Here is an 18,283-nt window from a genome sequence, read left to right on the forward strand (position 1 = left end):
GCCCATCCGCCCCGCCCGTCCCCCCCGCCCCCAAGACCGGCGGGGGCCCGTGCACCCGGGCCCCACGGCCGTTGCCGCGTCGTGAAACTGTGGAGCTTAGGAGACTCGAACTCCTGACATCTGCCTTGCAAAGGCAGCGCTCTACCAACTGAGCTAAAGCCCCTCGACGGCACCGCGCTTCCCGCCGGGAACTAGCGTACCGGGTCCCGGCGGGAATCCCACGCGGTATCCGGCACCGGCTGACCGGCCGGTGCGCGGAGCGCCGGCCGACCCGGTCACAGGACCGGGCCGACCGGCCCGGGAGGCACCCTGCGGCGCCTCCGAAGATCGTCGATCGTCAGATCGTCCGGGTCCTCAGCGACCGGCCGGGACCGGGTCGGTGGCCTCGGTCCACAGGTCCTGCTCGGCGCGGTCCGCCTGGACCTGACGGTAGACAAAGAAGCCGCCGAGGGCGACCAGGGCGACCAGGAGAAGCTTCTTCACCGCGGGACCTCGTCCTTCTTGCGTTGCGGACTCAACAGCCGTGCTCCGACCGGAATGGCCGGGCCGACGAGTCCATGAGTTGTTTCGAGCACGAACGGGCTGTCGGGTGCCAGACTGCCCTTGCGGCCGATGATACACACCGGTGTCCCAATCGTGACCAGCCGCCGCTGCCTCCAACCGACCGGTCCGGTCGGAGGATTGACGCCATCCCTCCTGTCGTACGGTCGGCCTGCCGCCGACCGCTCACGGCCGCGTCGGCGGCACCACCACGGCCGTACCGGCCGACAGGTCCACCCTGGTCCGCGGCGGGGCCCCCTCGCCCTCCTCGTCGCGCAGCATCAGCGTGCTGCGCCGCTCGTCCAGCTCGTGCTGCTTGCCCGCCGCGAACTGCGCGTGCAGCTGCTCGAACCCGGTCGACGAGATCTGCCCCTCCCGGCCCGTCCCCCGCCAGGGCACCCAGCGGGACCGCCGGGCCCGCAGCGCCAGCTGGTCCACGAAGGCCAGCGCCACCAGCGCGCAGACCAGTCCGGGAATGCTCATGGCCCAGAACAGCGCCATACCGCCACCACCTCTCCACAGGCCCTACCCGTAGAACCCCCGGGCCCGGCCCACGGTTCCGGCGGCGGCCGGGGAAACGCCGAAGGGCCCGGAGTGAGATCACTCCGGGCCCTTCGCGGTGGTGGGCCTAACAGGACTTGAACCTGTGGCCTCTTCCTTATCAGGGAAGCGCTCTAACCGTCTGAGCTATAGGCCCTTGCCGCACTGAAAGATTAGCGGACCGACGGCCGATCTCCCAAATCCGGGTCGGCGGGGCTCGCGGCGACCGGCCGGGGGCGGGCGGAGGAGGGCTGCTGGTGGGGGGCGGCGGCCGGGCGCAGCAGCCATTCCTCGCGGGTGGCGGGGAGGTGGGCGGCGCCCTCGGGACCGGTGCGCACGGCGAGGATCTGGTTGATGCCGATCCGGTTCTCCTCGAAGGCGAGCGCGCAGGCCGCCATGTACAGCCGCCAGACCCGGGCCCGGCCGCGGCCCACCAGGCCGACCGCCTGCGTCCAGTGCGCCTCCAGGTTGGCCACCCACTCGCGCAGGGTCAGCCCGTAGTGCTCGCGCAGCGACTCCACATCACGGACCTCGAAGCCCGCCTCCTCCAGCCGGGCCACCGTGGAGCCCACCGGCGAGAGCTCGCCGTCCGGAAAGACGTAGCGGTCGATGAACGGGCTGGGGCGGTACGGCTCGCCCCGGCGGTCGGGCCGACGGGCGATCTGGTGGTTGAGCAGCCGGCCGCCGGGCGCCAGCAGGCCGTACAGCCCCTCGGCGTAGACCAGGTACTGCGCGGAGCCGACGTGCTCGGCCATGCCGACGCTGGAGATCGCGTCGAACGGGCCGTCCGGGATCTCCCGGTAGTCCTGCAGCCGGACCTCGACCCGGTCCGCCAGGCCGGCCTCCTCGATCCGCCGGCGGGCCAGCTCGACCTGCTCGGCCGAGATGGAGACGCCGACCGCCGTGACGCCGTAGTGCCGCGCCGCGTGCAGCAGCAGCGAGCCCCAGCCGCAGCCGACGTCCAGCAGCCGCATCCCCGGCCGCAGGCCCAGCTTGCGGCAGATGAGGTCCAGCTTGGCCTCCTGGGCCGCCTCCAGGCTCTTGGCGGCGGGCACCCAGTACGCGCACGAGTAGACCATCGACGGGCCCAGCACGAGCCCGTAGAAGTCGTTCCCGACGTCGTAGTGGTGGCTGATGGCCGCGCGGTCCCGGCTGCGGCTGTGCAGCCGCCCGGTGACCGCCCCGGCCTCCTCCGGCGGCGGGGCGGGCTGCGGGCCCAGCGCACCGGCCCGCAGCAGGGCGCCGACCACCCGCCGCCCCCTGGCCCCCAGGACGTCGGACGGGCCCAGCTCCAGCAGCCGGATCTCGGGGAGCTCGGCGAAGTGCGCGACGGCGGTCAGCACCTCGTAGAGGTCGGTGCCCGGGGCCACCTCCAGATCCCCGGACACGTAGGCGCGGGCCAGGCCCAGCTCCCCCGGCTGCCAGAGCAGCCGGCGCAGCGCCCGGCGGTTGCGCAGCACCACGGTGGGGGCCCCCGGCGGCCCGGCGGTACTGCCGTCCCAGGCCTGCACCCGCAGTGGCACCTGGACCCCCAGGAGCCCCTCCAGGGCCTCGACGAGTTGCCTTGCGAGCTGAGCCATCGCGCGCCTCCGTCCAGCCGTACCTGCACAGCCGTACCCGCCCCGGCCGGTCGGACCGGGGGGCGGCCTGCGGCAGTCGGAAACTCGGAACGAGCGGCACCCAGCTAATCCCACCGCGACTGGCGCCGATCCGGGCGGCACGCCGCGGGGGCTGGCTGTCACCCGAATGCCAACGGGCCCCGGAGGCTGCAACAGCCTGCGGGGCCCGCTCATTCCGCCTGCGGACGAAAACCTGACCGGGGATCAGGGAAGCGTCCGCGCAGCCGGATCAGTCCTCTTCGGCGAGGGTCAGTTCGATACCGCCGGTGAACCCGGCCGCGGCGTTGTAGATGAACGCCGACAGCGTGGACAGCGCGGTCAGCAGCACGACGTCCACCACCGCGATCAGCGAGGTGAAGGTCATCACCTTGCCGAAGCCGACGTAGTCCATCAGGTTCAGGCCGCCGCTGGCGTCCGAGCCGGTGACGTCCTTCAGGGTCTTGGTCAGCGAGTCGAACACGCCGAGCGAGTCCAGCGTCATCCACAGCACGGCGGCCGCCACGATGATGATGATCCCGACCGCCAGCGACAGCAGGAAGCTGACCTTCATCACCGACCACGGGTCGGCCTTGGTCACCCGCAGCCGCGCCTTGCGGGTCCGGCCCAGGCCCGGACCGGCGGCGGGCGGCGGACCGGCGGGGCGGCGGGCCGCACCCGGAACCGGCGTACCGCCGGGCGGGGTGTTGCCGGTCACCCTGGTGCCCCGCGGCGGCGTCGGCTGCCCCTTGGCGTACGTGGTCGGCTGGGAGAACCCACCCGAACCGCCCGCCGGCGCGCCCGGCGGCGGCGGGGGCGTCGGCTGGCCGCCGTAGGCCGCCCCGCCCTGGCCCGCCGAACCGACCGGGGGCATCAGCGAGGTGGACGCGGAGGGGTGCTCGGCCGGCGGCTGCGGCACCCCGTACCCCCCGCCGCCCTGTGCTGCGCCCGGACGGCCGCCGGTGGCTCCTCCCGCAGCACCCGTGGCTCCACTCACCTGGTCCTCCCGCACTTCCCACCAGGGCGGCGGACCGCCCTGCGTCGTCACTCGTCACCCAGCGCCCGGCGGGATTGCCCGGAACTGGTCGGCGGCCGGTGCCACCGCGCCGGGTCAGGGCGCGGCGGCACCGGCCGTCGCGGTAGGGGTCAGGCCTGGGCTGCTTCGCCGCCCGCCGTCTCCGTACCCTCGGCCACCTCGGCGGTGGACTCGGCGTCTGCCGTCTCGTCCTCCGCCAGCTCCTCGTCCTCGGCCTCCGCGTTGCGGGCCATACCCACGACCGCGTCGCGCTTTCCGAGGTTGATCAGTTGGACGCCCATGGTGTCACGTCCGGTTTCACGAACCTCGGAAACCCTCGTGCGGATCACCCCACCCGACAGGGTGATCGCCATGATCTCGTCGCTGTCGTCGACCACCAGGGCGCCGACCAGCGAGCCCCGGCCCTCGACGATCTTCGCCGCCTTGGTGCCGTAGCCGCCGCGTCCCTGGACACGGTACTCGTCCACCCCGGTGCGCTTGGCGTAGCCACCGTCGGTGGCGGTGAAGACGTACGTCCCCGTTCGGACCACGTTCATCGAGAGCAGCTCGTCGTCCTCGCGGAAGGACATGCCCTTGACGCCCGAGGTGGCCCGCCCGGTGGGCCGCAGCGCGTCGTCGGTCGCGGTGAACCGGATCGACTGGGCCTTCCTGGAGACCAGCAGCAGGTCGTCCTCGGCGGAGACCAGCTCGGCGCCGATCAGCTCGTCGTCCCGGCCCTGCTCGTCCTGGCGCAGGTTGATCGCGATCAGGCCGCCGGAGCGCGGGGAGTCGTAGTCCTTCAGTGCGGACTTCTTGACCAGCCCGGCCCGGGTGGCGAGCACCAGGTACGGCTTGTCCTCGTAGGTGCGCACCGCCATCACCTGGGTGATGTGCTCCTCCGGCTGGAAGGCCAGCAGGTTGGCCACGTGCTGGCCGCGGGCGTCGCGCCCGGCGTCGGGCAGCTCGTAGCCCTTGGCGCGGTAGACCCGGCCCTTGTTGGTGAAGAACAGGATCCAGTTGTGGGTCGTCGTCACGAAGAAGTGGTCGACGATGTCGTCCTGCTTCAGCTGGGCACCGCGCACGCCCTTGCCGCCGCGCTTCTGCGAGCGGTAGAGGTCGGAGCGGGTCCGCTTGACGTAGCCGCCACGGGTGATGGTGACGACGATGTCCTCCTCGGCGATGAGGTCCTCGATGGAGAGGTCGCCGTCGGAGGGGATGAGGGTGGAGCGCCGCTCGTCGCCGTACTTCTCGACGATCGCGGTGAGCTCCTCGGAGATGATCTCCCGCTGGCGGACCGGGGAGGCCAGGATCGCGTTGTACTCGTCGATCTTGCGCTGCAGCTCGTCGTGCTCGTCCATGATCCGCTGGCGCTCCAGGGCGGCCAGCCGGCGCAGCTGCATCTCCAGGATCGCGTTGGCCTGGAGCTCGTCGATGGAGAGCAGCCCCATCAGGCCGGTGCGGGCGGCGTCGGCGCTGGCCGACGCCCGGATCAGCGCGATGACCTCGTCGATCATGTCCAGGGCGCGCAGCAGCGCGCGCAGGATGTGCGCCCGCTCCTCGGCCTTGCGCAGCCGGAAGGTGGTGCGCCGGACGATGACCTCGACCTGGTGGTTGACCCAGTGCCGGATGAAGGAGTCCAGCGACAGCGTGCGCGGCACGCCGTCGACCAGGGCCAGCATGTTGGCGCCGAAGTTGGTCTGCAGGTCGGTGTGCTTGTAGAGGTTGTTCAGCACGACCTTGGCGACGGCGTCGCGCTTGAGCACGATCACCAGGCGCTGGCCGGTGCGCGAGGAGGACTCGTCGCGGACGTCGGCGATGCCGGCGACCTTGCCGTCCTTGACCAGGTCGGCGATCTTCAGCGCGAGGTTGTCCGGGTTCACCTGGTACGGCAGCTCGGTGATCACCAGGCACTGGCGGCCCTGGATCTCCTCGACCTCGACCACGGCGCGCATGGTGATCGAGCCGCGACCGGTGCGGTACGCGTCCTCGATCCCGCGTCGGCCGACGATCAGCGCGCCGGTGGGGAAGTCCGGTCCCTTGATCCGCTCGATCAGGGCGTCCAGCAGCTCCTCGCTGGAGGCCTCCGGGTGCTCCAGCGCCCAGAGCGCACCGGAGGCGACCTCGCGCAGGTTGTGCGGCGGGATGTTGGTGGCCATGCCGACCGCGATGCCGGTGGCACCGTTGATCAGCAGGTTGGGGATGCGCGCGGGCAGGACGGTCGGCTCCTGCGAGCGGCCGTCGTAGTTGGCGGCGAAGTCGACGGTCTCCTCGTCGATGTCCCGCATCATCTCCATGGCCAGCGGCATCATCTTGCACTCGGTGTAGCGCATGGCCGCCGCCGGGTCGTTGCCCGGGGAGCCGAAGTTGCCGTTGCCGTCCACCAGCGGCATCCGCAGCGACCAGGGCTGGGCCAGCCGGACCACGGTGTCGTAGATCGAGGTGTCGCCGTGCGGGTGGTAGTTGCCCATGACGTCGCCGACGACGCGGGCGCACTTGTAGTAGCCCTTCTCGGGGCGGTACCCGCCGTCGTACATCGCGTAGAGCACGCGCCGGTGCACCGGCTTGAGGCCGTCGCGGACCTCGGGCAGCGCACGGCTCACGATGACGCTCATCGCGTAGTCGAGGTACGAGCGCTGCATCTCGGTCTCGAGCTCGATCGGCTCGACCCGGGACACGAACGTGTCGGTGGCGGTGCTGGCGTCCGGCTGCTCGCCGTCGGGACGGTTGTCGTCGACCACTGGTGGTCAGTTTCCTTTCACGCGTGACTGGACTGTGCTGGCGGGGGCTGGCCCCCGGTCACACGTCCAGGAAGCGGACGTCCTTGGCGTTGCGCTGGATGAAGGAGCGGCGGGCCTCGACGTCCTCGCCCATCAGGACGGAGAAGAGGTCGTCGGCGCGGGCCGCGTCCTCCAGGGTGATCTGCTGCAGCAGGCGGTGGGCCTGGTCCATGGTGGTGACCCGGAGCTCCTCGGCGTTCATCTCGCCGAGACCCTTGAAGCGCTGGATCGCGTCGTCCTTGGGCAGTCGGCGACCGGCCGCCACGCCCGCCGCGATCACGGCGTCGCGCTCGCGGTCGGAGTAGACGTACTCGAAGTCGTCCTTGCCCCACTTGATCTTGTACAGCGGCGGCATCGCCAGGTAGACGTACCCGCCCTCGACCAGCGGCCGCATGAAGCGGAACAGCAGGGTGAGCAGCAGGGTGCGGATGTGCTGTCCGTCGACGTCGGCGTCCGCCATCAGAACGATCTTGTGATAGCGGAGCTTGGCCTCGTCGTAGTCCTCCTGGATGCCGCAGCCGAAGGCCGAGATCAGCGCCTGGACCTCGGTGTTCTGCAGCACCTTGTCGATCCGGGCCTTCTCGACGTTCAGGATCTTGCCGCGGATCGGCAGGATGGCCTGGACCCGCGGGTCACGGCCCTGCTTGGCCGAGCCGCCGGCCGAGTCGCCCTCGACGATGAAGATCTCGCACTCGGCCGGGTCCTTGGACTGGCAGTCGCTGAGCTTGCCCGGCAGCGAGGCCGACTCCAGCAGGCCCTTGCGACGGGTCAGGTCGCGGGCCTTGCGGGCGGCGACGCGCGCGGTGGCGGCCTGGATGGACTTGCGGATGATGTCCGAAGCCTCGTTGGGGTTGCGGTCCAGCCAGTCGTTCAGCTGCTCGTGGACGACCCGCTGGACGAAGGTCTTCGCCTCGGTGTTGCCCAGCTTGTCCTTGGTCTGGCCCTCGAACTGCGGCTCGCCGAGCTTGACCGAGATGATCGCGGTCAGACCCTCGCGGATGTCCTCGCCGGAGAGGTTGTCGTCCTTCTCGCGGAGCAGCTTCTTGTCCCGCGCGTAGCGGTTGACCAGGCCGGTCAGCGCGGCGCGGAAGCCCTCCTCGTGGGTGCCGCCGCCATGCGTGTGGATGGTGTTGGCAAAGCTGTAGACCCCCTCGGTGTACGAGGAGTTCCACTGCATGGCGACCTCGACGGAGATCGCCTTGTCCTTGTCCTCGGACTCGAAGTCGATCACCGAGGGGTGGACGACCTCGCCCTTGCGGGAGTTGAGGTGGGTGACGAAGTCCGCGATGCCGCCGTCGTACTTGTAGGTCACCGAGAGCGGCTTGCCGTCCTCGTCGGCGTGCTCCGGGCGCTCGTCGGTCAGCGAGATCGACAGGCCCTTGTTGAGGAACGCCATCTCCTGGAAGCGCCGCGAGAGCGTCTCGAAGGAGTAGACCGTGGTCTCGAAGATGTCCGGGTCGGCCCAGAAGGTGACGGTGGTACCGGTGAGGTCCGTCTCCTCGCCCTTGACCAGGGGCGCGGTCGGCGCGCCCATCTTGTACTCCTGGGTCCAGCGGTTGCCGTCCTTGTGGATCTCCACCGCGAGCCGGGTGGAGAGGGCGTTCACCACGGAGACGCCGACGCCGTGCAGACCGCCGGAGACCGCGTAGCCGCCGCCGCCGAACTTGCCGCCCGCGTGCAGGACGGTGAGCACGACCTCGACGGCCGGCTTCTCCTGGCCGGGGACGATGTCCACCGGGATGCCTCGGCCGTTGTCGACCACGCGGACCGCGCCGTCGGCGAGGAGCGTGACGTCGATGGTGTCGGCGTACCCGGCCATCGCCTCGTCGACGGAGTTGTCCACGACCTCCTGCACCAGGTGGTGCAGGCCACGCTCACCGGTCGAGCCGATGTACATGCCGGGGCGCTTGCGGACGGCGTCGAGGCCTTCCAGCACCTGGATGTTGCTTCCGGTGTAGGTGCTCTCGCTCGCCTGGTCGGTCTGGTCTGGGATCTGGCTGGGGTTGCCGGAATCGGCCACGAAGCGCCCTCTCTGGCACAGCACGGGCCGCATCCCCTGCCCCGTGCGGGCGGGCGTGCGACCACAGCGTTTCGACTCGGTTGCCACTAGCAACAGTGTTTGGCCTTCAGTCTACCGGTACGACTGACATAGATGGGCGTTTGGCAGCCTCTGAGGGCAGATACGCCGCCCTGAATCCCCTCTGCACATGTCCCGATACTCGCCCCGGGGGCCCAGACCGCCTGGAAGGGCCGTCAGGGGTTCCGGAGGCTCCGGGTCCGCTCCCGGCCGGGCCGGCCCGGCTCACCCCCAGGTGTCGCCCGGGCCCTTACTCCCCGGCGCGCGCAGCCGCCCGTAGCCGCGGGCGGGAGCGGCCGGACCGAGCACCTTGATCGTCTTGACCGTGCCGTGCCCCAGCTCGTGGTTCAGACGGGCCACCAACTGCCGTGCCAGCCAGCGAAGTTGTGTGGCCCAGGCGGTGGAGTCGCACTGCACCGTGAGCACCGCGGCCTCGTCGTCGTAGGACTTCGGCTCGCAGTGCGCGGCGATGTCCGGGCCGACGATCTGCCCCCAACGGCCCATCACGCCGCCGACCGCCGCCGAGGACTCCCAGCCCCGCTCGGTCAGCAGCCGGTTCAGCGCCGCCCCCAGCGGCACCGGGTCCCGGCCGTCCGAACGCGCACCGCTGCGCAGTCCGGTCCGCTTCGCCTCGCGCTTCTCCCGGACCTGCTCACCGCGCTGGCGGGCCTGTGCCCGGGCCGCCCGCAGCGCCGAGCGGGCCAGATCGGCCCCGGTCAGCTCGCCGCCGCCCGGCTGCCCGATTCCGGACGGTCCGATCCCGGACGGTCCGGCGCCCGGCTTCGGGGAGTGCTCCGCCGGATCGCTCACGGCGATCTCCTTTCCCCAGCCTGTGGACAACGGACGCGAACGCGCGCCGGTGGGCCGTCCAGCCTACGGGAGCGGGCGAACGGTCCGCGGCGCGGCCGGGGTCAGGAGTCGACCCGCTGCACGGCGCCGTCCGCGACCGTGTAGCGGGCCCCGGCCAGCGCCTTCGGCACGTCCTCGGCGACCGCCGCGGTGACCAGGACCTGCTCGCCGCCCGCGACCAGCTCCGCCAGCCGGTCCCGGCGGGCGGCGTCCAGCTCGGCGAACACGTCGTCCAGGATCAGCACCGGCTCACCGCCGTCGGCGCGCAGCAGCTCGTACGAGGCCAGCCGCAGGGCCAGCGCGAACGACCAGGACTCACCGTGGCTGGCGTAGCCCTTGGCCGGCAGCGGGCCGAGCCTGAGCTGCAGCTCGTCGCGGTGCGGACCGACCAGCGTCAGCCCGCGCTCGACCTCCTGCTTGCGCGCCGACTGGAGGGCCTGCAGCAGTTGCTCCTCGGCCTGCTCCCGACTGGTCGGCAGCCCGCCCTCGAAGGAGCTGCGGTACTCCAGCACGGTCTCGCCGCCGGTCGGTGCGAGCTGCCCGTACGCGGCCGCCACCAGCGGCTGCAGGGCGGCCACCAGCTGGATCCGAAAGGCGGTCAACTCGGCACCGGCCCGGGCCAGATGGCCGTCCCAGACCTCCAGGGTGGAGAGGTCGGCGCCCTTGCCGCCGCCGGCCCGGCGGGCCATCGCGGCGGTCTTCAGCAGGGCGTTGCGCTGCTTGAGCACCCGCTCGTAGTCCTGCCGGACGCCGGCCAGCCGCGGGGCGCGGGCGGTCAGCAGCTCGTCCAGGAAGCGCCGGCGCTCACCCGGATCGCCCTTGACCAGGCTGAGGTCCTCGGGGGCGAACAGCACGGTGCGCAGCAGCCCGAGCACATCGCGCGGGCGGACGTTGTCCGAGCGGTTGATCCGGGCCCGGTTGGCCTTGCCCGGGGTGATCTCCAGTTCGACCAGGGTGCTCCTGGTCCCGGCCACCACGGAGGCGCGGACCACGGCCCGCTCCGCGCCGAGCCGGATCAGCGGGGCGTCGGTGGCCACCCGGTGGCTGCCCAGGGTGGCGATGTAGCCGATCGCCTCGACCAGGTTGGTCTTGCCCTGACCGTTGGGCCCGACGAAGGCCGTCACGCCCGGGTCGAGGGGCACCTCGACCCGGGCGTAGGAGCGGAAGTCGGCGAGCGACAGATGCGCGACGTGCATGGCTGTGGACTGCGCTCGCCTTCTGTGGATATCCCTGCGGGGGTCGGACTACTTCGACTCGACCGCGTGGCCGCCGAACTGGTTGCGCAGCGCGGCGATCATCTTCATCTGCGGCGAGTCGTCCTGGCGGGAGGCGAAACGGGCGAAGAGCGAGGCGGTGATCGCGGGCAGCGGCACGGCGTGGTCGATCGCGGCCTCGACCGTCCAGCGGCCCTCGCCCGAGTCGGCGGCCCAGCCCTTGAGCTTGGCCAGGTGCTCGTCGTCGTCCAGGGCGCGGACGGCCAGGTCGAGCAGCCAGGAGCGGATGACGGTGCCCTCCTGCCAGCTGCGGAAGACCTCGCGCACGTCGGTGACCTCGGGGGCGGCCTCCAGCAGCTCCCAGCCCTCGGCGAAGGCCTGCATCATCGCGTACTCGATGCCGTTGTGGACCATCTTGGCGAAGTGGCCGGCGCCGACCGCGCCCGCGTGCACCGCGCCGAAGTCGCCCTCGGGCTTCAGTGCGTCGAAGACCGGCTGGGCCTTGGCCACGTGCTCGGCATCGCCGCCGTACATCAGCGCGTAGCCGTTCTCCAGGCCCCAGACGCCGCCGGAGACACCGCAGTCGACGAAGCCGATGCCCTTGGCGGCCAGCGACTCGGCGTGCTTGATGTCGTCGGTCCAGCGGGAGTTGCCGCCGTCGACCACCACGTCGCCGGGGGAGAGCAGCTCGGCGAGCTCGTCCACCGTCGCCTGGGTGGCGGCCCCGGCGGGGACCATGACCCAGACCACGCGCGGGCCCTGGAGCTTGGTGACGAGCTCCTGGAGGCTCTCGACGTCCGAGATGTCCGGGTTGCGGTCGTAGCCGATGACGGTGTGGCCGGCGCGGCGGATCCGCTCGCGCATGTTGCCGCCCATCTTGCCGAGACCGATGAGGCCGAGCTCCATGACCAAGTCCTTACCTGTGGTGACATGCCTGGCTGGCGGCGGCGCCGTTGCCGCGCAGTGCCGAGCCTACGCGCTGAACGGCCTGGGGCCCGGCGTCAAACCCCCGCCTGCCCGGCGTCGCACCGGAGGCGGGGGCCGATACCGGGCCCCTCGGGCCTCCCCGCCGGTCGGGCCGACCGGGGGAGAGGCCTTCCACAGGCGGTGTGCACAGCCTGTGGGTAACCGTCGCGGGTGGGCGGCCGGCTCAGCCGGAGAGGCGGACCGGCATGATCAGGTACTGGTAGGCCTCGTCCGCCTCGGCGTCCACCGAGGGCTTGCCGCTGAGCAGGGCCGGCTTGGTCGGCGTGGTGAAGCTCAGCTGGGCGTAGGCGGAGTCGATGGCCTTGAGGCCCTCCTCCAGGTAGCCCGGGTTGAAGGCGATCGAGATGGCGTCGCCCTCCAGCGAGGCGTCGACCCGCTCGGTGGCCTGGGCGTCGTCGCCCGAACCGGCCTCCAGGGTGAGCACGCCCTCCTCGAAGTTCAGCCGGACCGGGGTGTTGCGCTCGGCGACCAGCGAGACGCGCTTGAGCGCCTCCAGGAAGGGCTGGGTCTGGATCGCCGCGATGGCGTTGAACTCCGTCGGGAAGAGGCTGCGGAACTTCGGGAACTCGCCCTCCAGCAGGCGGGTCGTGGTCCGGCGGCCGGCGCCCTCGAAGCCGATCAGGCCCTCGCCCGCGCCACCCGAGGAGAGCGCGATCGAGACGCTGTCGCCGCTGCCGAGGGACTTGGCGATGTCCTGCAGGGTCTTGGCGGGCACCAGGGCGACCGCGGAGATGTCCGACTGCTCGGGCTTCCACAGCAGCTCGCGGACGGCGAAGCGGTAGCGGTCGGTGGCGGCCAGGGTGATCCGGTCGCCCTCGATCTCGACCCGCACACCGGTGAGCACCGGCAGGGTGTCGTCACGGCCGGCGGCCACCGCGGCCTGGCTGACCGCCGAGGCGAAGACGTCGCCCGGGACGGTGCCGGTGGCGGTGGGCATCTGGGGCAGGGCCGGGTACTCGTCCACCGGGAGGGTGGGGAGGGTGAACCGGGAGCTGCCGCAGACCACGCTGACCCGCTGGCCGTCGGTGGAGATCTCCACCGGCCGGTTGGGCAGGTTGCGCGAGATGTCGTTCAGCAGCCGGCCGGAGACCAGTACGGTGCCGGCCTCCTCGATGTCGGCCTCCAGCTCGACCCGGGCCGAGACCTCGTAGTCGAAGCCGGACAGCGCCAGGCTGCCGTCCTGTGCGGTCAGCAGCAGGCCGGCCAGCACCGGCACCGGCGGCCGTGCCGGGAGGCTGCGGGCAGCCCAGGCCACCGCCTCCGCGAGGACGTCACGCTCCACCCGGAACTTCACCGGTAACCGCCTCCTGGGTCGAGCGCTCCCGCTCGCTGTCTGGTTCGTCTGATCTTGATCGTCGGTGCGGCTGACCGCCGAGCTCTGCCACTCCGCTTCCAGTCGCCGAGGACAGTCTGACGTACTCCACCGACAGACGGGGCAGACGGGCGGAAGCAAGCCGAACAGATGTCGGGGATCCGTTGTCCACAGATTTCGACCCCACCTGCTTTTGAACGAGTCGATTGGTCTATAGGTGTAGTGGTAGTAGTAGGGCCTGTGGAAACCGTGGATAACCCTGTTTGCGCAGGTCAGGCCCGGTTTTTTGTCCACAGGAGGTGTGGACGGGAGCTGTGGACGGACACGGCCCGCTGTGGACGGCGGAGCGTTACCCACAGGACACCCTGAGTATCCACAGGTTATCCCCAGCGCTGTCCCCAGATCCTGCCACGGTTATCCACGGGCTCCGGTCAACATCGCGTGACGCCTTTCACACCAGGGCATGAACGCCTGCCCAAGGTTGTCGAACTGTGGACGCCACTGTGGACAACCTGGGGATAACCCACCCGGCCCTGGGGACAACCGGTGGATAACCCGGATGGCCCTCTGACGGCCCGCCAATTGTCCACACCCTGTGGATAACCGTTGTGCACAAGTCCACAGGCACCTGACCTGCGCGGAAGAGCGTAGCGGTGGGCGGCCTGTGGAGGAATTCTGGATAACTCGCAGCCCGGCGGCCTGTGGACGGTCGAGAACCCCGCTCACCTGTGGATTTCGGCCCTGCGCACCCGGGGAGTTCGAATCCCCGGTCAGATGTTCGGCGCGGGCTGTGCACTGGCGGAGCGTCCGTCACCGACATCCATGCCCAGCGGATCGGCGATACACACCTGTGGATGTGCGAAAGGGCGCCAGGATCGCTCCTGACGCCCTTTCGCCGGCCCGGGAACCGCTCGGGGGCGGTGCACACCGTGCACCGCCCCCGACGCCCCCAACGCCCCTGGGAGGGTCAGCTCTTGATGCGGTTGGTCAGCTCGGTGACCTGGTTGTAGATCGAGCGGCGCTCGGCCATCAGCGAGCGGATCTTGCGGTCCGCGTGCATCACCGTGGTGTGGTCGCGGCCGCCGAACTGCGCGCCGATCTTCGGCAGCGAGAGGTCGGTCAGCTCGCGGCAGAGGTACATGGCGATCTGACGGGCCGTCACCAGTACGCGGCTGCGCGAGGATCCGCACAGGTCGTCGACGCCCAACCCGAAGTAGGCGGCGGTCTGCTGCATGATGACCTGCGCGGTGATCTCCGGCCCGGCGTCCTCGTCCCCGCCCGGGATCAGGTCCTTGAGGACGATGCCGGCCAACTCCAGGTCCACCGGCGCCCGGTTGAGGTTGGCGAAGGCGGTGACCCGGATCAGGGCGCCCTCCAACTCCCGGATGTTGCGGGTGATCCGGGACGCGATGAACTCCAACACGTCGGCCGGCGCGTTCAGTTGCTCCTGGATCGCCTTCTTGCGCAGGATCGCGATCCTGGTCTCCAGCTCCGGCGGGGTGACGTCGGTGATCAGACCCCACTCGAAGCGGTTGCGCAGCCGGTCCTCCAGCGTGATCAGCTGCTTGGGCGGCCGGTCGGAGGACAGCACGATCTGCTTGTTGGCGTTGTGCAGGGTGTTGAACGTGTGGAAGAACTCCTCCTGCGTGGACTCCTTGCTCGCAAGGAACTGCACGTCGTCCACGAGCAGGATGTCCATGTCCCGGTAGCGCTTGCGGAACGCGTCCGCCTTGCCGTCCCGGATCGAGTTGATGAACTCGTTGGTGAACTCCTCCGAGGACACGTACCGCACCCTGGTCCCCGGGAAGAGGCTGCGCGAGTAGTGCCCGATGGCGTGCAGCAGGTGGGTCTTGCCCAGCCCGGACTCGCCGTAGATGAAGAGCGGGTTGTACGCCTTGGCCGGGGCCTCGGCGACGGCCACCGCCGCCGCGTGCGCGAAGCGGTTGCTCGCGCCGATGACGAAGGTGTCGAAGAGGTACTTGGGGTTCAGCCGCGCGGCCGGCTCGTCCTTGCGGGAGCCGCCGGCCGGAGGGGCGCCGGGCGGCGGGGGCACCCCGGGCACACCCGGGCGCTCCGGGGCGCGCTCCCCGGCGGACTTGTCCGCGGGGCGGCCGGGAGCCGGCCGGCCGGCGGGGGAGCGGCGGCCGGGTCCGGTCCGGGGCTGCTCGTTCGGCCCGGGGCCGTAGGCACCGCCGAACAGGTCGCCCTGGGTGGTCGCGGGCGGTCCGGGAAGCGGACGCTGCGGGTGGCGCCCGGGCTCCTCCGGCTCGCGGTAGACGGGCGGGGAGTCGGGGTAGGACGGGCCCTGCTCGGCGTAGCCGTGGCGGCCCTCCCAGGCGGGGGAGCTCTCGCCGCCCGGCCAGGCCGGTGCCCCGCCGGGGGGACCGTAGGGGGCCGGGCGCTGCTCGTAGCCGCCGGTGTCGTACCGGCCGCGCTCGTAGTCCTGCTCGTAGGGCCGCTCGTACGCGGGCTCGTCGTACTCGCCGGTGTCCTCGGCGCCCGGGTACGGCTCGGCGGGTGCGGCGGACGCGGGGGTGGTCGGCACCGCGTTGGCGTCGACCATCACGGCGATCCGCACCGGGCGGCTGAGCTCGCGGCTGAGGGCCTCGGTGAGCTGCGGCAGCAGCCGGCCCTCCAGGACCTGCTTGGCCCGCTCGTTGGGGGTCGCCAGCAGGGCAGTGTCGTGCATCATCCACATCGGCTGGGTGCGCTGCACCCACTGCTTGTCCATCTCCCCGACGTCCGGGTCGCTGACCAGCCGCTCGACGACCCGCGCCCAGACCGGGACAAGGTCGCTGTTGACATCAGCCACTGGTGCACGCTTTCTCGGTTCCCCGCGGCTCCAGCAGGGGGTGGTGGATCAAGAGACTGTGGATCTGCGGTCCGTTGATGAAGAACAAACCAGACAAGTCCTGCAACGGTAGTCAGCGAACAGAGCGGGATCAAGTCGTTGTCCACAGGCTGTGGGCGAAGGGCGGGGGATGCGGCGTTCCGACGCCAGGGTGTGAACGGCTGGTTTGACCCTCGTGCCCCGTCCCGCGTACCGTAACCAGGTCGAGTTGTCGATGGCCGCTGCCGCATGTCCGCGGGTCCGCCCGCTCCATAAGGCGCGCAGCACGGGCGCCGTGGATTGCCTGAACCCCAGCCGAACTGGGGTGATGGGCCGGATTTCCGTATCAGGGGAGATCACGCGGACGCACGGTGACGGCCAAGCGATCACCCGTCATCCTACGATTCACCTCAGGAGCCCCCGAGTGAGCAAGCGCACCTTCCAGCCGAACAACCGTCGTCGCGCGAAGACCCACGGCTTCCGGCTGCGTATGCGTACCCGTGCCGGCCGTGCCATCCTGGCCGCCCGCCGTGGCAAGGGCCGCAGCGCCATCTCCGCCTGATTCGCGCCAGAGTCTGTTGTGCTGCCCTCCGAAAACCGGCTGCGGCGGCGCCAGGACTTCGCGACCGCGGTGAAACGCGGTCGCCGGGCCGGTCGGCCCCTTCTGGTCGTCCATCTCAGTAGAGACGGGGACCTCAAGGGGCAGGCCGACCGGACCAGCGACTCCCGCCCGCACGTCGCCGAGGGGACTCCTTCGGCGCGTGCGGGTTTCGTCGTGAGCAAGGCCGTCGGTCCGGCGGTCGTCCGCAACCTGGTGAAGCGGCGCCTGCGCCATCTCGTCCGTGATCGTCTCTCCAGGCTGCCCGCCGGTAGCCTGATAGTGGTGCGTGCGCTGCCCCAGGCCGCGTCCGCCTCGTACCAGGATCTTGAACGCGATCTTGACGCGGCGCTGAAGCGGCTGCTGAAGGCGGAGCCCGCCGCCGCGGCGCCGACGGGAGCAGGGCGATGAAGTACCTGCTGATGGGTCTGATCCGGGTCTACCAGTGGACCATCAGCCCACTGCTCGGTCCGGTCTGCCGTTATTACCCCTCCTGCTCGCACTACGGCTTCGAGGCCGTGAAGGTGCACGGGGCGGTCAAGGGCGGCGGCCTGACCGCGTGGCGCATCCTGCGCTGCAATCCGTGGACGCCCGGCGGGGTGGACCATGTCCCGCCGCGCAAGCATCCGGTGTGGCACCGCCGGCTGCGCGATCTGCTGAGCCGCAGGTCCGCCGCCGGTCAGCCGGTGACCACGCCCCCCGCCGGTCCGGACCCCGAGGGCCCGGCGACCATTGGCCCTGTGCGGCCAATCCCAATGTCCAAGGAGCCTGACCGGTGACCTTCTCCTTCCTGAACCCCCTGTACACAGCGGTGTCCTGGATCATCGTCCAGTTCCACTCGCTGTACAGCCACGTCTTCGACCCGGACGGTGGCTGGGCCTGGGGTCTGGCCATCGCCTCGATGGTGGTCGTGATCCGGATCTGCCTGATCCCGCTCTTCGTGAAGCAGATCAAGGCGACCCGGGCCATGCAGGCGATCCAGCCGAAGATGAAGGCCATCCAGGAGCGCTACAAGAACGACAAGCAGCGCCAGTCCGAAGAGATGATGAAGCTGTACAAGGAGGCGGGTACCAACCCGTTCTCCAGCTGCCTTCCCATCCTCGTGCAGGCGCCGTTCTTCACCGCTCTCTACGGTGTGCTCGCCAAGGTCGCGAAGAGCGAGCCGATCGGCGTCATCCACGGTGACCTGCTGACCAGCGCCGGCCAGGCGCACATCTTCGGTGCCCCGCTGTCGGCGACCTTCCTCGGCAGCACCGAGGTCAGCGTCAAGATCGTCACGGCCGTGATGATCATCCTGATGTCGCTGTCGCAGTTCATCACCCAGCGCCAGCTGATGACCAAGAACGTCGACCTCTCGGTCAAGACGCCGTTCATGCAGCAGCAGAAGATGCTGATGTACGTCTTCCCGATCATGTTCGCCGTGATGGGCATCAACTTCCCCGTCGGTGTCCTCGTCTACTGGCTGACCACCAACGTCTGGTCGATGGGCCAGCAGCTGATCGTCATCCGCAACAACCCGACGCCGGGCAGCAAGGCGTGGGACGAGCGTCAGGCGCGGCTGAAGAAAGCCGGCCGGATCAACCCGGACGGCACCGTGATCAAGGGCGCCATGTTCGGCCTGCTCCCCCCGAAGAAGTCGACCGCCTCCGCCGAGGCCGTTGTCGAGGAGTCGGTGCAGGTCCGCCGCCAGCAGCCGCGCAAGCAGACCAAGGCCCAGCGCCAGCACACCGGTGGCACCCAGACGGCCAGCCTGACCAAGGACGCCCCGGAGCAGACCGAGGAGCCCGTGGACGCCGCCCCGGCGGAGTCCGGCGACGCCAAGCCGGCCGCGGCCAAGCAGGGCACGGGCAAGCCGGGTGGCACCAAGCCCGGAACCACCCGGCCGGGCACCCGGCAGCAGCCGAAGCGTGGCGGGCAGGGCGGCCAGCGGCCGAAGAAGAAGTCCTGAC

Annotated in this window: 15 protein-coding genes and 2 tRNA genes; 4 read left to right on the forward strand and 13 right to left on the reverse strand. The window is 70.7% G+C overall.

Features of this window, described 5'->3' with window-relative positions:
• Positions 1-90: 90 nt before the first annotated feature.
• From ACGFZP_RS09280 to dnaA, 13 genes are all read right to left on the reverse strand, one after another.
• A tRNA-Ala gene (locus ACGFZP_RS09280) sits at positions 91-163 on the reverse strand.
• A 191-nt stretch (positions 164-354) separates the two neighbouring features.
• A complete protein-coding gene (locus ACGFZP_RS09285; protein WP_014137031.1) occupies positions 355-483 on the reverse strand; it encodes a DLW-39 family protein in 129 nt (42 codons plus the stop codon).
• Positions 484-726: 243 nt separating this feature from the next.
• Positions 727-1,041, reverse strand: a complete 315-nt coding sequence (locus ACGFZP_RS09290; RefSeq protein WP_392930268.1) for a DUF6191 domain-containing protein — start codon at positions 1,039-1,041, stop codon at positions 727-729.
• A 119-nt stretch (positions 1,042-1,160) separates the two neighbouring features.
• Positions 1,161-1,237: transfer RNA gene (locus ACGFZP_RS09295), tRNA-Ile, on the reverse strand.
• A 16-nt stretch (positions 1,238-1,253) separates the two neighbouring features.
• A complete protein-coding gene (locus ACGFZP_RS09300; RefSeq protein WP_392930271.1) occupies positions 1,254-2,660 on the reverse strand; it encodes a class I SAM-dependent methyltransferase in 1,407 nt (468 codons plus the stop codon).
• Positions 2,661-2,928: 268 nt separating this feature from the next.
• On the reverse strand, positions 2,929-3,594 hold the full coding sequence (locus ACGFZP_RS09305; protein ID WP_392930273.1) for a DUF3566 domain-containing protein: 666 nt from the start codon (positions 3,592-3,594) through the stop codon (positions 2,929-2,931).
• 227 nt (positions 3,595-3,821) lie between these two features.
• The gene (gyrA, locus tag ACGFZP_RS09310; protein WP_392930275.1) at positions 3,822-6,428 is read right to left on the reverse strand and encodes a DNA gyrase subunit A; all 2,607 of its coding nucleotides are present in this window, start codon (positions 6,426-6,428) and stop codon (positions 3,822-3,824) included.
• Between the two features lie 58 nt (positions 6,429-6,486).
• A complete protein-coding gene (gene gyrB, locus ACGFZP_RS09315) occupies positions 6,487-8,511 on the reverse strand; it encodes a DNA topoisomerase (ATP-hydrolyzing) subunit B (RefSeq protein ID WP_392930277.1) in 2,025 nt (674 codons plus the stop codon).
• Between the two features lie 258 nt (positions 8,512-8,769).
• Positions 8,770-9,303: a DUF721 domain-containing protein gene (locus ACGFZP_RS09320; protein ID WP_392931017.1), complete on the reverse strand. Its 534-nt coding sequence runs from the start codon at positions 9,301-9,303 to the stop codon at positions 8,770-8,772.
• 152 nt (positions 9,304-9,455) lie between these two features.
• The gene (gene recF, locus ACGFZP_RS09325; RefSeq protein ID WP_392930279.1) at positions 9,456-10,589 is read right to left on the reverse strand and encodes a DNA replication/repair protein RecF; all 1,134 of its coding nucleotides are present in this window, start codon (positions 10,587-10,589) and stop codon (positions 9,456-9,458) included.
• A gap of 48 nt (positions 10,590-10,637) precedes the next feature.
• The gene (gene gnd / locus ACGFZP_RS09330; RefSeq protein WP_380575565.1) at positions 10,638-11,513 is read right to left on the reverse strand and encodes a phosphogluconate dehydrogenase (NAD(+)-dependent, decarboxylating); all 876 of its coding nucleotides are present in this window, start codon (positions 11,511-11,513) and stop codon (positions 10,638-10,640) included.
• Between the two features lie 244 nt (positions 11,514-11,757).
• Positions 11,758-12,888 carry a DNA polymerase III subunit beta gene (gene dnaN / locus ACGFZP_RS09335; RefSeq protein WP_387952470.1) on the reverse strand — a complete coding sequence of 377 codons (1,131 nt, stop codon included), beginning with the start codon at positions 12,886-12,888 and terminating at the stop codon, positions 11,758-11,760.
• Between the two features lie 985 nt (positions 12,889-13,873).
• A complete protein-coding gene (dnaA, locus tag ACGFZP_RS09340; RefSeq protein WP_392930281.1) occupies positions 13,874-15,718 on the reverse strand; it encodes a chromosomal replication initiator protein DnaA in 1,845 nt (614 codons plus the stop codon).
• Between the two features lie 442 nt (positions 15,719-16,160).
• On the opposite strand from dnaA, the gene rpmH reads away from it, so the two are divergent.
• The 4 genes from rpmH to yidC are packed head-to-tail and all read left to right on the forward strand — an operon-like array spanning position 16,161 to position 18,282.
• Positions 16,161-16,298: a 50S ribosomal protein L34 gene (gene rpmH, locus ACGFZP_RS09345; protein WP_148643823.1), complete on the forward strand. Its 138-nt coding sequence runs from the start codon at positions 16,161-16,163 to the stop codon at positions 16,296-16,298.
• Positions 16,299-16,316: 18 nt separating this feature from the next.
• Positions 16,317-16,745, forward strand: a complete 429-nt coding sequence (gene rnpA, locus ACGFZP_RS09350) for a ribonuclease P protein component (RefSeq protein WP_392930284.1) — start codon at positions 16,317-16,319, stop codon at positions 16,743-16,745.
• Positions 16,742-17,113: a membrane protein insertion efficiency factor YidD gene (yidD, locus tag ACGFZP_RS09355; RefSeq protein ID WP_392930285.1), complete on the forward strand. Its 372-nt coding sequence runs from the start codon at positions 16,742-16,744 to the stop codon at positions 17,111-17,113. Before rnpA ends, yidD begins: the two co-directional genes overlap by 4 nt.
• Entirely contained in the window at positions 17,110-18,282 is a 1,173-nt protein-coding gene (gene yidC, locus ACGFZP_RS09360; protein WP_392930287.1) for a membrane protein insertase YidC, read from the forward strand. The genes yidD and yidC overlap by 4 nt, the downstream gene beginning before the upstream one ends.
• Position 18,283: the final 1 nt, after the last annotated feature.

The organism is Kitasatospora sp. NPDC048239 (genome assembly GCF_043202015.1).
Classification (GTDB): Bacteria; Actinomycetota; Actinomycetes; order Streptomycetales; family Streptomycetaceae; genus Kitasatospora.